The following is a 13,157-nucleotide window of genomic DNA, read 5'->3' as shown; positions in this document are numbered from 1 at the left end:
GCTCGTGTTTGCCGCTCCTTGGGCAATCAGCGACCCATGCTGCCTGCGACAACGACGGCTGGGCGCATGGGCACAGGTGAAGGGGACACCGCGCTATGACCGTTGTCAACCGGCCGCACGAGAGCCGGGGCAGAGGCTGGACGGGGGTGGTGACCGCCCGTCCGCGGCTGACCCTGCTGCTCGCCCTGCTGTTCACGGCCCTGGCCGTCGTGGCCGGCAGCGGGGTCGCCGACCGGCTGGGAAGCGGCGGCTGGCAGGACCCGGCCGCCGAGTCGGCCTACGCCACCAAGGCGCTCGAGAAGCACTTCCCGGCCTCCCAGCCGAATCTGCTCCTGCTCGTCGACACCGGCAAGGCGACGGTGGACACCCCGGCGGTCGCCGCCGAGGGCCGCGCGCTGGCCGGAAAGCTCGCGGGCGAGCCGTCGGTCACCGGCGTCACCTCCTACTGGGACGGGGCCGCCGGCCTGCGGGACAGGGACGGGCGCGAGGCCCTGATCGCGGCGCGGATCGTGGGCGACGAGACCGCCGCCTCGAAGACGCTGGAGCGCATCGCCCCCGCCTACCGGGGCGACCACGGTCCGGTGAAGGTCTCGATCGGCGGCCCGGTCGCGGTGCGCCATGAACTTCAGACCACCATCCAGGAGGATCTGCTGCGGGCCGAGATGATCGCCCTGCCCATCACCCTGGTGCTGCTCGTCATGGTCTTCGGCAGCGCGGTCGCCGCCCTGCTCCCGCTGGGCGTGGGCATCATCGCGATCCTGGGGACCGACGCCGTGCTGCGCGGCCTCACCGAGTTCACCGATGTCTCGGTGTTCGCCCAGAACCTGACCACCGCGCTCGGCCTCGGACTCGCCATCGACTACGCCCTGTTCATCGTGCGGCGCTTCCGGGAGGAGCTGGCCCGGGGCGCCGGGACGCTGCCCGCCATCGCCGCCACGCTGCGCACCGCGGGCCGTACGGTGCTGTTCTCCGCGCTCACCGTCGCCGTCTCGCTCGCCGCGATGCTGGTCTTCCCGCAGTACTTCCTGCGCTCGTTCGCCTACGCGGGCATCGCCGTGGTGCTGATCGCCGCGCTGGCCGCGCTGGTGGTGCTGCCCGCCGCGCTCGCCCTGCTCGGCGAGCGGGTCAACGCGCTGGACCTGAACCGGCTGATCCGGCGCGGCCGCCGGGAGCGCGGCGAGTCCGGGGCGGGCTGGGCCCGGGTGGCCCGGCTGGTGATGCGCCGGGCCCCGCTGTTCGCGCTGGCCACCACCGCCGGTCTGATCGTTCTCGGGCTGCCCTTCCTGCGGGTGGAGTTCGGCACCGCCGATGACCGCCAGCTGCCCGCGAGCGCCGAGTCCCATGTGGTCCAGCAGCACATCAGGGACAACTTCCCCGGCAACCCCGGCGGAGCGATCGACATCCTCGTCGACTCCCGGCCCGGCCAGGCGGCCCTCGCCGACTACAGCGGCCGGATCTCCGCCCTGCCCGGGGTGGCGCGTGTGGACAGCCCGGCCGGCCGGTTCGCCGGCGGCCGGCAGGTGGCGGAGCCCGGCCCGTCGGAGGCGCTGCGCGCCGCCGACGGCGCCGCGTACATCACGGTGCTGTCCAAGGGCGAGGTCGTGGACCAGTCGAGCCAGCGGCTGGTGCGCGACATCCGCGCCCAGCACCCGCCGTTCGCCGCCTCGGTCACCGGCGTCGCCGCGGTGCTGGTGGACAGCAAGCACTCCATAGCCGAGCGGCTGCCCTGGGCCCTCGCCATCATCGTGGTCGTCACCCTGCTGCTGGTCTTCCTGCTCACCGGAAGCGTGCTGATCCCCCTTCAGGCCGTGCTGCTCAACGCCCTCAGCCTCACCGCGATGTTCGGGGCGGTGGTGTGGGTCTTCCAGGAAGGGCATCTCTCCGGCCCGCTGTCCTTCACCAGCACCGGGGACATCGAGACGACGTTGCCGGTGCTGATGTTCTGTGTGGCCTTCGGACTCTCCATGGACTACGGGGTGTTCCTGCTCTCCCGGATGAAGGAGGAGTACGACCGCACGGGCGACCACCGGGCCGCCGTCGAGTTCGGCGTGCGGCGCACGGGCGGGCTGATCACCGCGGCCGCCGTGATCCTCGCCGTCGTCATGGTGGCCATCGGCACCTCGCGGGTCACCAACACCAAGATGCTCGGCCTCGGCATCGCGCTGGCCGTCCTGATGGACGCCATGGTGGTGCGCAGCCTGCTGGTGCCCGCCGTGATGCGGCTGACCGGCCGGGCGACCTGGTGGGCCCCGGCCCCGCTGCGCCGGCTGCACGCCCGTATCGGCCTCAGCGAGGGTGAGTCCACGGGCCCGGCCCCCGGCGCCGCCCCCGTCGGGGGCGCGGACGACGGCGAGCGCGGCCCCGCGCGGGACGAGGCGCGGCGCCGGGTGAGCGCGGGCGGCTAGTGCCTGGCCGGGGGCGGGCCAGGGGCGTCCGCCCCCTACGCCTCAGGCCCGCGGCGGGAGCGGTTGCCGGGTCTGAGGGTCACCCAGGTCCGGATGGTGTCCGCGTACCAGAACGGCTTGCCGCCCTCCACGAGATCGGGGGGCGGCAGCAGGCCGTGCTTGCGATATGACCGTACGGTGTCCGTCCGCACGCCGATGTGCGCGGCGATCTCCTTGTACGACCAAAGCCTCCGGTCGGTCATCTCTCGCGCCTTCCTCCGGGCGCCGCAGTCACGGTCCGCGAGGGGCCGTTGGGGGAAACTGCGGCGCGACCGCTTGTGATCACTCAGCCTGTGCCCGGTCAACGACGGTGAGTGACGCGCTGGTAGGCGTTGTTGAAGGCTTGTGACGGAAGGATCGCCGAGATGTGACGGCCGTGACAGCCGGGTGACTCAGCTGTAGAACGCGGGTCGTTCGATCATTTCCACGACCGTGCGCTCACCGGTGGTCTGGGCCCGGACCCCCGCCTCGGAGACGGCGGCGGCCGCATAGCCGTCCCAGGTGCTGGGGCCCTCCACCGCGCCGCGCCGGGTGGCGTTCACCCAGGCCTGGACCTCGCGGTCGTACGCCTCCTCGAAGCGGGCCACGAAGTCGGGGGCGATCTCGCCGCCCCAGCCGCTCGCGCGGTTGATCAGCATGCCGTGGGCGTCGCCGACCCGCGCGGTGCCGCGCTCGCAGACCGCCTCGGCCTGCACCTGATAGCCGAAGCCGCAGGTCACGAAGATCTCGACGTCGACGAGCGCTCCGCCGTCGGTCTCGAAGATCACCAACTGCGGGTCCCCGAGCCCCTCGGGGGCATTCGCGGTGGGGGCCGGGCGCAGCACGGTCACCGCGGTGATCTCCTGCTCCAGCAGCCAGCGGGACTGGTCCATCTCGTGCACCACCGAGTCGGTGATGAGCATGTCGCTGGTGAAGTAGGAGTGCACCGAGGCGTTGCGGTGGCGGCAGTGCAGCAGCAGCGGACGCCCGAGTTCGCCGCCCGCGAGCAGCGACTTGAGCTTCATGAACTCGCTGTCGTAGCGGCGCATGAAGCCGACCTGGACCCGGCGGTGGCCCAGCCGCTGCTCGGCCTCCAGCACGCGCAGCGCGGACGCCGGGTCCGGGGTGAGCGGCTTCTCGCACAGCACCGGCAGGTCGTGCTCGAAGGCGGTGAGCAGCGCGGCCTCGTGGGCCGGGCCGGGCGAGGCGATCAGCACCGCGTCCACGTCCGGGGCGGCCATGGCGGCGGCCGGGTCGGTGTAGGCCCGGGCGCCCTCGACACCGTCGGCGACATGCTTGGCGCGGGCCTCGTCGATGTCGACGACGGCGGCCACCCGCGCCCCGCTGATCACGTCGTTGATCCGGCGGACGTGGTCGGCGCCCATCATGCCGGTACCGATGACGGCGACTCCGAGCGTCCCCTGCTGCGTCATGGTGTGTCTTCTCTCCCTGTTCTGGTGTGGCGGGTGCGCGGGTGTGGTGTCAGGCGCCGCAGGAGCGCAGGAAGCGGCGGGTGCGCTGGGCGATCGGGAACGGCTTGTCGGGCGGGCAGGGGTACATGTCCTGCTCGACGATGGCGAACAGGTCCACGCCCAGCTTCTGGGCCGCGGCCAGCACCGGCTCGAGGGCGGGGACGCCGTCGGGCGGCTCGCACATGACCCCGCGCTGGACGGCGGGACCGAAGGGCACCCCGTTCTTGACCACGTCGGCCAGGATCTCGGGGTCGACCTGCTTGAGGTGGAGATAGCCGATGCGCTCGCCGTAGGTCTCGATCAGCTTGACGCTGTCGCCGCCGCAGTAGGCGTAGTGGCCGGTGTCCAGACAGAGGCCGACCACGTCGGAGTCGGTGGAGTCGAGGAAACGGGCGACGTTCTCCTCGCCGTCGATGTGGGTGTCGGCGTGCGGGTGGACCACGATGTCGAGCCCGAACCGCTCCCGCACCTGGCGGCCCAGCCGCTCCATGCCGGTGGACAGATGGCGCCACTGCTCGGCGGTCAGCTGCGGGGGCTCGATCAGCTCGGCGGTCTTGTCGTCCCGCCAGAAGGCGGGGATGACGACCAGGTGGCGGGCGCCCATGGCCTGGGTGAGCCCGGCGACCTCGGAGACATGCTCCCAGGTGGCGTCCCAGACGCCGGGGCCGCGGTGCAGCGCGGTGAAGACCGTGCCGGCCGAGACCTTCAGATTCCGCCGGCCGACCTCCTCGGTGAGCCGCGCCGGGTCGCTCGGCAGATAGCCGTACGGGCCCAGCTCGATCCACTCGTAGCCCGCCTCGGCGACCTCGTCGAGAAAGCGCTGCCAGGGGACCTGCTGCGGGTCGTCGGGGAACCACACCCCCCAGGAGTCGGGGGCCGAGCCGACCCGGATGCGGTCCAGGGCGGGTACGGGGGAGGCGGCAGTCATGGAGGGGATCTCCTCTCACCGGTCGTCGGTGACCGGGGAAGGGGCGCGGTGCGGATTGCGTGCGGGCGGCGAGCCGTGGTGTGTGCCCGGGTGATGTTGTTTTCGGGCAGCTTCACGGCCCGGGTGGCCGTCCGTCAAGGGTCGTCAGGACATTCGGACGTAAGGTCAGGATGTCAAGGTGAACCTACCGTCGGCACGGGGTTCGGAAGAGGGGGGGCGAAAGGGGTCAGGCGGAGGGAGTCTGCACCGTCTCGGGGAGCTCCTCGACATCGACCCCGCGGACCTGCGCGAGCTCGTGCTTGAGGGCGGCCAGCTCGGCCCCGCCCGCCATGTGGTTGGTGAGCTCCTCCAGGGTGACGTCCGCGCGGGCGGCGTTCAGCTCCAGCGCGCCGAGCCTGAGCACCGAGAAGTGGTCGCCCACCATGTAGGCGTGGTGCGGGTTGTGGGTGATGAAGATGACGCCGAGCCCGCGCTCGCGCGCGGCGGCGATGTACTTGAGCACCACGCCGGACTGCTTGACGCCGAGCGCCGCCGTGGGCTCGTCCAGGATCAGCACCCGGGCGCCGAAGTACACGGCCCGGGCGATGGCCACCGACTGGCGCTGGCCGCCGGAGAGGGTGCCGATGGGCTGGTCCAGGTCGTCGAGGTGGATGCCCATGGCGGACAGCTCCTCGTCGGTGGTCCGCTTCATCCGCTCGATGTCCAGGCGGCGTACGGGCCAGGGGCCGCGGGTCAGCTCGGAGCCGAGGAAGAAGTTCCGCCACACCGGCATCAGCGGCACGGTGGCCAGGTCCTGGTAGACGGTGGCGATGCCGAGGTCGAGGGCCGCGCGCGGGTTGGAGAGCCGCACCGGCTTGCCGTCGACGAGGAATTCCCCGTCGTCGTGCTGGTGCAGCCCGGACACGATCTTGATGAGGGTGGACTTGCCGGCGCCGTTGTCGCCCAGGACGCAGGTCACCCGGCCCGGCCGGACGGTCAGGTCGATGCCGTGCAGCGCGCGGACGTTGCCGTAGAGCTTGCCGACGCCGTTCAGCCGGACCACCGGCTCCGGGTCCTGCCCCGGGGCGGCTTCCTTGATCTGGTTGGTGGTCATTGCCATCACCTCCTGGTCGCCTGGCGGCGCACCCACAGATTGACCAGCGTCGCGAGCAGCAGCATCACGCCGACGAAGAACTTGAACCAGTCGGGGTTCCAGTTGGCGTAGACGATGCCCTGGTTGACCATGCCGAAGATGAAGGCGCCGAGAACCGCGCCGATCGCCGAGCCGTAGCCGCCGGTGAGCAGACAGCCGCCGATCACCGCCGCGATGATGTAGTAGAACTCGTTGCCCACGCCCTCGCCGGCCTGCACGGTGTTGTACTCGAACAGCAGGTGCATACCGACGAACCAGGCCGCGAAGCCCACGGTCATGAACAGCGCGATCTTGGTGAAGGTCACCGGGACGCCCACGGCCCGGGCGCTCTCCTTGGAGCCGCCGACCGCGAAGATCCAGTTGCCGAACTTGGTGCGCAGCAGCACCCAGGTGGCGATGGCCGCGAAGAACAGCCACCACAGCACGGTGATCTTCACATCGACGCCGCCGATCGAGACCTCGGAGGCGAAGACCGACTTGGCCTGGTCGAAGCCGTCCATGTCATTGATCGGGTCGGAGGCGACATTGTCGGTCAGCAGCTTGGTGACGGCCAGGTTGGCGCCCTGGAGCATCAGGAAGCTGGCGAGGGTGACCAGAAAGCTGGGCAGTCCGGTCTTGATCAGCAGCACACCGTTGATCAGGCCCACCGCGAGCGAGACGGCCAGGGCGACCACGACCCCCACCCACACATTGGTGGTGAGCTGGAAGCTGAGCATGCTCGCGGTCAGCGCCGAGGAGGTGACGGCGACACCGGCCGACAGGTCGAACTCGCCGCCGATCATCAGCAGGGAGACGGCCAGGGCCATGATGCCGATGGTGGACCCCTGATAGAGGACCGTGGCGAAGGCGTCGGCCTGGCGGAAGGTCGGGGCGACGGCGAAGAAGAAGAGGTACACGCCGACGGCCGCGACCAGCGCGCCGATCTCGGGGCGGGCCAGCGTCCTGCGGACCAGCGAGCGCTCGGTGGTGCGGGACGTGGGAACGGTGGGGGAGGCCGGCGGCGTGGCGGCCGCCGGCGTCGTGGCCTGGGTCATCGGGCGATCACCGGGTGCCCTTCTCGGCGAACTTGGCGATGGTCTCCACGTTGTCCTTGGTGACGAAGGCGGGTCCGGTCAGCACCGGCTGCTCGCCGCCGCCGCTGAAGTTGCCGTTCACCTTGTAGAGCCACAGCGAGTCGATCGACAGATAGCCCTGGAGGTAGGGCTGCTGGTCGACGGCGAACTGCACATCGCCGCTCTTGACCGCGTTGACGAGGGTCTTGTTGAGGTCGAAGGTGGCGACCTTGGCCTTGCCGCCCGCTTCCTTGGCGGACTGCACGGCGGTGAGGGCGAAGGGGGCGCCGAGGGTGACGACGTAGTCGATGCTCGAGTCCTGCTTGAGCTTTGCGCTGATCGTCGACTTGACCGACGGCATGTCGGTCCCGTTGACGTAGAGGTTCTCCGTCTTGCCCTTGAAGGTCTTCTTCACGCCGGCGCAGCGGGCCTCGAGGGCGACATGGCCCTGATCCTGGATCACACAGATGTTGTGTTTGGCGCCGAGCTCGTTAAGACGCTTGCCGAAGGCCTGGCCGGCGATGGACTCGTCCTGGCCGAAGTACTCCAGCAGGCCCATGTCCTTCCAGTTGTCGAGTCCGGCGTTGAAGCCGACGACCGGGATGCCGGCCTTCTCCGCCTTCGCTATGACGCCCTTCATGGCGTCGGGCTTGGCGAGGGTGACCGCGATGCCGTCGACGTGCTGGTCGATGGCGTTCTGGATGTAGTTGGCCTGGTCGGCGGCGTTGGCGCTGCTGGAGTACACCAGCTCGACGTTGTCCTTGGCCGCCGCGGCCTGCGCGCCCTTGCGGATGGTGTCCCAGAAGGTGTCTCCGGGAGGGGCGTGGGTGATCATCGCGATCTTCAGCCGGGGGGTCTTCGCCTTGCCGCTGACGGCGATGTTTCCCGAGTCTTCCTGGGCCTTCTTGCCGCCTTGGCTGCTGCATCCGGTGGCGACGAGGACGCCTGCCGTGACCAGTGCGGCCAGGGCCGTCGCTCTGCGGGTTCGGTTGATTCTGAGGTCCATCTGTTCCAGCACCTCTCCAGCCGGGACCGTTGTTGACACGGCCGTTGCAGAAGGGGAGCCAACTCCCCGGGGCCGTGGGCTGTCAAGGGTTTGTCATGACAACATTTCATCTGGACGTAACGACGTGATAACGTCGCCCCCCGGTGCGCATGGTAGGTCCGAATGTAAGGACAAATCCTTGACAGGGGGCGGGCGGCGCGTCTAGACCTGAAGGGCCACAGCCGCCCCGGCGTTCGTGGGCCATCAGTCTGAGCTGCGTCTTTCCTGAAGGGGTACGCATGAGTGAGCCGTACGACCTGATCACGATGGGCCGGATCGGGGTGGACATCTATCCCCTTCAAACCGGTGTCCCGCTGCCGCAGGTCGAGACGTTCGGCAAATTCCTCGGCGGCTCCGCGACCAATGTCGCGGTGGCCGCCGCCCGGCTCGGCCGTCGCACCGCGGTGATCAGCCGCACCGGGGCGGACCCCTTCGGCGAGTACATCCACCAGGCGCTGCGCGAGTTCGGCGTGGACGACCGCTGGGTCACCCCGGTCGACGCCTACCCCACGCCGGTCACGTTCTGCGAGATCTTCCCGCCCGACGACTTCCCGCTGTACTTCTACCGCCGGCCCAAGGCCCCCGACCTGGAGATCCACCCCGGCGAGCTGGACCTCGACGCCGTGCGCGCCGCCCGCATCTTCTGGATGACCGGCACCGGCCTCAGCGAGGAGCCCAGCCGCGCCGCCACCCTGGCCGCGCTGGAGGCGCGCGCCAAGGCCGGCCCGACCGTCTTCGACCTCGACTGGCGGCCGATGTTCTGGCCGGACCCGGCCGAGGCACGCGCCTACTACAAGCAGGCGCTGAGCCACGCCACCGTCGCCGTCGGGAACCTCGACGAGTGCGAGGTCGCCACCGGGGTGCGGGTCCCCGCGGCCTGCGCCGAGAGCCTGCTCGAGGCGGGGGTGGAGCTCGCCGTCGTCAAACAGGGCCCCAAGGGCGTCCTCGCCGTGCACCGCGACGGCACCACGGCCGAGGTGCCGCCGGTCCCCGTCGAGGTCGTCAACGGCCTGGGCGCGGGCGACTCGTTCGGCGGGTCCCTGTGCCACGGCCTGCTGTCCGGCTGGGACCTGGAGCGCATCATGCGGTACGCCAACGCCGCGGGCGCCATCGTGGCGTCCCGCCTCGCCTGCTCCTCCGCGATGCCCACCGAAGCCGAGGTCGAGGCCCTGCTCGCCGGGGATTGACACACCGGCGCCCAGCCATCCCCTTCTCTTGATCACCCGCTCCTACAGCCCCCGGCGGGCCCGGGCCGCGCGGCCCGGGCGGACGGCGTGATCTCATGAACGCGACTGCGAGGAGCACAACGTTGAGCATCAGCATCTCCGACCTCGTCACGGTGCGGAGCCGGCACCCGGAGGCGATCGCCGAGGCGGCCGCCCGCCGCGTCCGGCGCCCCCTCATCGGCGACAGCGGCCGTCTGATGATCGTCGCCGCCGACCACCCCGCGCGCGGCGCCCTCGCCGTCGGAGGCCACAAGCTGGCCATGGCCAACCGCGCCGAGCTGCTGGAGCGGCTGTGCGTCGCCCTGTCCCGCCCAGGCGTCGACGGAGTGCTCGCCACCGCCGACATCCTCGAGGACCTGCTGCTGCTCGGCGCCCTCGACAACAAGGTCGTCATGGGCTCGATGAACCGCGGCGGCCTGGCCGGGGCCTCCTTCGAGCTCGACGACCGCTTCACCGGCCACCGCCCCCAGGACATCGCCCGGCTCGGCTTCGACGCGGGCAAGCTGCTGCTGCGCATCGACTACTCCGACGAGGGCTCGCTGGCCACCATGGTCTCCACGGCCAGAGCCATCGACGAGATGGCCGAGCGCCGGCTGCCCATCTTCGTCGAGCCCTTCATCTCCCGCCGGATCGACGGCAAGGTCACCAACGACCTGCGCGCCGAGGCCGTCACCAAGTCCATCGCCATCGCCTCCGGGCTCGCCGGAACCTCCGCGTACACCTGGCTGAAGGTGCCGGTCACGGACGACGCCGACGACATGGCGGCCGTCATGGAGACCTCCACGCTCCCCGCGGTGCTGCTCGGCGGGGACGTCGGCAAGAGCCCGCAGGACCAGGAGGGCGCGTACGAGAAGTGGCGCAAGGCGCTGCGCCTGCCCACCGTCCAGGGCCTGGTGGTCGGCCGCGCGCTGCTCTACCCGGCGGAAGGCAGCGTCGAGCAGGCCGTCGACACCGCCGTCGGCCTGCTGTGACGGCGGGGACCAGGGCATAGCGCAGACAGGCACAGGCGAGCGCCGACAAGACGTGACAAGGCGGAGACTGACGACATGACCACTACGGACCCCTCCAGCTTCCATCTCCAGGCCGGCAAGGCGGCCGCCGGGCCGTACGCCGTGGACATCGACCCCGAGCGGGCCGGCTGGGGCTACTCCTCGCTGCGCGTCCTCGACCTGCCGCCCGGTGGCTCGCACCGGCTGGCCACCGGCGACAGCGAGTGGATCGTGCTGCCGCTGAGCGGCGGCTGCACCGTGGTGACGGAGGGCCGGACCTTCGAACTGCACGGCCGGGAGAGCGTGTTCAGCGGCGTCAGCGACTTCGCGTATCTGCCGCGCGACGCGCACGCCGAGATCGCGAGCGAGGCGGGCGGGCGGTTCGCGCTCACCGGCGCCCGCTGCGAGCGGCGGCTGCCCGCCCGCTACGGACCGGCCTCCGCCGTCCCCGTCGAGTTGCGCGGCACCGGCAACTGCTCGCGTCAGGTGAACAACTTCGGCGCCGCCGCCCCCGCCGGAGGCGGAAAATCAGGTGGCAGTTTCGAGTGCGACAAGCTGATCGCGGTCGAGGTCCTCACCCCCGGCGGCAACTGGTCCTCGTACCCGCCGCACAAGCACGACGAGTGCCGCCCCGGCGAGGAGTCCGAGCTGGAGGAGATCTACTACTTCGAGATCGCCGAGGCGCACGGCAACGAGGGCGTCGGCTACCAGCGGGTCTCCCCCTCCGGGCGCGGCCGCGGCACCGATGTGCTCGCCGAGGTCCGCTCCGGCGACCTGGTCCTGATCCCCGACGGCTGGCACGGCCCGTCCATCGCCGCCCCCGGCCACGACATGTACTACCTCAACGTCATGGCGGGCCCCGGGCAGGACCGCGACTGGCTGATCTGCGACCACCCCGACCACGCCTGGATCCGCGCCACCTGGCCCGACCAGCCCGTCGACCCCCGCCTCCCCCTCTACGACGCCCCCTTGGGAGACCCACGATGAGCGGAGCCACCCGCAGGCTCACCACCGCCCAGGCACTGGTGGAGTTCCTGACCCACCAGTACACCGAGCGCGACGGGAGGCGACAGCGCCTCATCACCGCCTGCTGGGGCATCTTCGGGCACGGCAATGTGGCGGGCCTCGGCCAGGCGCTGCTGGAGACCGGCCAGGGCGCCATGCCGTATCTCCAGGGCCGCAACGAGCAGGCCATGGTGCACGCGGCCGTCGGCTACGCCCGCCAGTCCGACCGGCTCGCCGCCCAGGCCGTCACCACCTCCATCGGCCCGGGGGCCACCAACCTGGTCACCGGCGCCGCCCTGGCCACCGTCAACCGGCTGCCCGTGCTCCTGCTGCCCGGCGACACCTTCGCGACCCGCCCCGCCGACCCGGTGCTCCAGCAGTTGGAGGTTCCCTTCGCGGGCGATGTGTCGGTCAACGACTGTCTGCGGCCGGTCTCCCGCTACTTCGACCGGATCGTCCGCCCCGAGTCGCTGATCCCGGCCGCGCTCCAGGCCATGCGGGTGCTCACCGACCCGGCCGACACCGGCGCCGTCACCCTCGCCTTCCCGCAGGACGTCCAGGCCGAGGCGTTCGACTGGCCCGAGGAGTTCTTCGCCGACCGCGTCTGGCACGTACGCCGCCCGGCGCCCGAGCCGGCCGAGCTGGCCGCGGCCGCGAGCGCCGTGCGCTCCGCCCGGCGGCCGCTGATCGTCGCGGGCGGCGGCATCCACCACAGCGAGGCCGAGGAGGCCCTGCGCGCGCTCGTCGACGCCACCGGCATCCCCGTCGCCTCCACCCAGGCCGGCAAGGGCTCGCTGCGCCACGACCACCCCGCCGACATCGGCGGCATCGGACACACCGGCACCGCGGTCGCGGACGACCTGGCCCGCGCCGCCGACCTGGTCATCGGCGTGGGCACCCGCTACAGCGACTTCACGACCGCCTCCGCGACCCTCTTCTCGAACCCCGGCGTCCGCTTCCTCAACCTCAACATCGCGCCGTTCGACGCGCACAAGCTCAGCGCGACGACCCTGGTCGCCGACGCCCGCGCCGGTCTCGAGGCGCTCACCCAGGCGCTGGCCGGCCATCGCGTCGAGGAGGCGTACGAGGCCGAGTACGCCGCCGGGAAGGCGCGCTGGGAGCAGCGGGTCGACGCCGCGTACGCCGCCGGGGACGAGTCCGCCCGGCCCTCCCAGACCCAGGTCCTGGGCGCCCTGGACGCGACCGTCGGCGACGAGGACGTGATCATCAATGCGGCCGGCTCGCTCCCCGGCGACCTGCACAAGCTGTGGCGGGCCCGCTCGCCGCGCCAGTACCACCTCGAATACGGCTACTCCTGCATGGGCTACGAGATCCCGGCCGCCATCGGCGTCCGGCTCGCGGCGCCCGACCGGCCGGTGTGGGCGCTGGTCGGGGACGGCACGTATCTGATGATGCCGACCGAGATCGTCACCGCGGTCCAGGAGGGCGTCAACATCAACATCGTGCTGATCCAGAACCATGGCTACGCCTCCATCGGCGGCCTGTCGGAGGAGACTGGTGGTGAGCGCTTCGGCACCGCCTACCGCTTCCGCGCCGCCGACGGCACGTACTCCGGCGACCCGCTCCCCGTCGACCTGGCCGCGAACGCGGCCTCGCTCGGCATGGAGGTGATCCGCGCCGGGAGCGTGGCCGAACTGCGCGAGGCGCTGGCCGCGGCCCGCGCCTCGGACCGGCCCACATGTGTCTATGTGGAGACCGAAACAGCCGACACAGTGTCCGGCGCGCCCGCGGCGCAGGCGTGGTGGGATGTGCCCGTTGCCCAGACCGCGACCCGCGCGGCAGCCGTCAAGGCCCGTGAGGCGTACGACCGGCAGGCCGCGGCCCGCCGCCGCCACCTCTGACCGCCGACTTGTGACTGAAGAGA

At 71.3% G+C, this 13,157-nt stretch carries 11 protein-coding genes; 5 read left to right on the top strand and 6 right to left on the bottom strand.

Features of this window, described 5'->3' with window-relative positions:
• Nucleotides 1–95: 95 nt before the first annotated feature.
• Entirely contained in the window at nt 96–2,405 is a 2,310-nt protein-coding gene (locus ACZ4WQ_RS05765; RefSeq protein ID WP_398369272.1) for an MMPL family transporter, read from the top strand.
• A gap of 35 nt (nt 2,406–2,440) precedes the next feature.
• On the opposite strand, the gene ACZ4WQ_RS05760 is transcribed toward ACZ4WQ_RS05765, so the two are convergent.
• From ACZ4WQ_RS05760 to ACZ4WQ_RS05735, 6 genes are all read right to left on the bottom strand, one after another.
• Nucleotides 2,441–2,647: a helix-turn-helix transcriptional regulator gene (locus tag ACZ4WQ_RS05760; protein WP_311729626.1), complete on the bottom strand. Its 207-nt coding sequence runs from the start codon at nt 2,645–2,647 to the stop codon at nt 2,441–2,443.
• Between the two features lie 189 nt (nt 2,648–2,836).
• Nucleotides 2,837–3,856 carry a Gfo/Idh/MocA family protein gene (locus ACZ4WQ_RS05755; RefSeq protein WP_311729625.1) on the bottom strand — a complete coding sequence of 340 codons (1,020 nt, stop codon included), beginning with the start codon at nt 3,854–3,856 and terminating at the stop codon, nt 2,837–2,839.
• A 49-nt stretch (nt 3,857–3,905) separates the two neighbouring features.
• Entirely contained in the window at nt 3,906–4,823 is a 918-nt protein-coding gene (locus ACZ4WQ_RS05750; protein WP_385340778.1) for a sugar phosphate isomerase/epimerase family protein, read from the bottom strand.
• Nucleotides 4,824–5,049: 226 nt separating this feature from the next.
• On the bottom strand, nt 5,050–5,916 hold the full coding sequence (locus ACZ4WQ_RS05745; RefSeq protein WP_352128370.1) for an ATP-binding cassette domain-containing protein: 867 nt from the start codon (nt 5,914–5,916) through the stop codon (nt 5,050–5,052).
• A gap of 5 nt (nt 5,917–5,921) precedes the next feature.
• Complete coding sequence (locus ACZ4WQ_RS05740; protein ID WP_398369276.1) at nt 5,922–6,989, bottom strand: ABC transporter permease; 1,068 nt, start codon at nt 6,987–6,989, stop codon at nt 5,922–5,924.
• Nucleotides 6,990–6,996: 7 nt separating this feature from the next.
• On the bottom strand, nt 6,997–8,013 hold the full coding sequence (locus tag ACZ4WQ_RS05735) for a sugar ABC transporter substrate-binding protein (protein WP_311729621.1): 1,017 nt from the start codon (nt 8,011–8,013) through the stop codon (nt 6,997–6,999).
• 278 nt (nt 8,014–8,291) lie between these two features.
• Between ACZ4WQ_RS05735 and iolC the strand changes: the two genes are divergently transcribed.
• The 4 genes from iolC (at nt 8,292) to iolD (ending at nt 13,134) form a co-directional block, all read left to right on the top strand.
• Complete coding sequence (gene iolC / locus ACZ4WQ_RS05730; RefSeq protein ID WP_311729620.1) at nt 8,292–9,239, top strand: 5-dehydro-2-deoxygluconokinase; 948 nt, start codon at nt 8,292–8,294, stop codon at nt 9,237–9,239.
• A 122-nt stretch (nt 9,240–9,361) separates the two neighbouring features.
• Nucleotides 9,362–10,249, top strand: coding sequence for a Cgl0159 family (beta/alpha)8-fold protein (locus ACZ4WQ_RS05725; protein ID WP_311729619.1), 888 nt, complete (start codon nt 9,362–9,364; stop codon nt 10,247–10,249).
• A gap of 75 nt (nt 10,250–10,324) precedes the next feature.
• Nucleotides 10,325–11,254, top strand: a complete 930-nt coding sequence (gene iolB / locus ACZ4WQ_RS05720; protein ID WP_385340786.1) for a 5-deoxy-glucuronate isomerase — start codon at nt 10,325–10,327, stop codon at nt 11,252–11,254.
• Nucleotides 11,251–13,134, top strand: coding sequence for a 3D-(3,5/4)-trihydroxycyclohexane-1,2-dione acylhydrolase (decyclizing) (iolD, locus tag ACZ4WQ_RS05715; protein WP_398369280.1), 1,884 nt, complete (start codon nt 11,251–11,253; stop codon nt 13,132–13,134). The genes iolB and iolD overlap by 4 nt, the downstream gene beginning before the upstream one ends.
• Nucleotides 13,135–13,157 lie beyond the last annotated feature (23 nt).

It is taken from the genome of Streptomyces sp. NPDC028305, from assembly GCF_055569495.1.
This window is presented reverse-complemented; position numbering and strand designations above follow the sequence as displayed.

Coding starts and splice junctions, on each gene's coding strand:
- iolD (WP_398369280.1), top strand. CDS start 11,251: ATGAGCGGAGCCACCCGCAGGCTCACCACCGCCCAGGCACTGGTGGAG.
- ACZ4WQ_RS05745 (WP_352128370.1), bottom strand. CDS start 5,916: ATGACCACCAACCAGATCAAGGAAGCCGCCCCGGGGCAGGACCCGGAG.
- ACZ4WQ_RS05755 (WP_311729625.1), bottom strand. CDS start 3,856: ATGACGCAGCAGGGGACGCTCGGAGTCGCCGTCATCGGTACCGGCATG.
- ACZ4WQ_RS05750 (WP_385340778.1), bottom strand. CDS start 4,823: ATGACTGCCGCCTCCCCCGTACCCGCCCTGGACCGCATCCGGGTCGGC.
- iolB (WP_385340786.1), top strand. CDS start 10,325: ATGACCACTACGGACCCCTCCAGCTTCCATCTCCAGGCCGGCAAGGCG.
- ACZ4WQ_RS05765 (WP_398369272.1), top strand. CDS start 96: ATGACCGTTGTCAACCGGCCGCACGAGAGCCGGGGCAGAGGCTGGACG.
- ACZ4WQ_RS05735 (WP_311729621.1), bottom strand. CDS start 8,013: ATGGACCTCAGAATCAACCGAACCCGCAGAGCGACGGCCCTGGCCGCA.
- ACZ4WQ_RS05760 (WP_311729626.1), bottom strand. CDS start 2,647: ATGACCGACCGGAGGCTTTGGTCGTACAAGGAGATCGCCGCGCACATC.
- iolC (WP_311729620.1), top strand. CDS start 8,292: ATGAGTGAGCCGTACGACCTGATCACGATGGGCCGGATCGGGGTGGAC.
- ACZ4WQ_RS05740 (WP_398369276.1), bottom strand. CDS start 6,989: ATGACCCAGGCCACGACGCCGGCGGCCGCCACGCCGCCGGCCTCCCCC.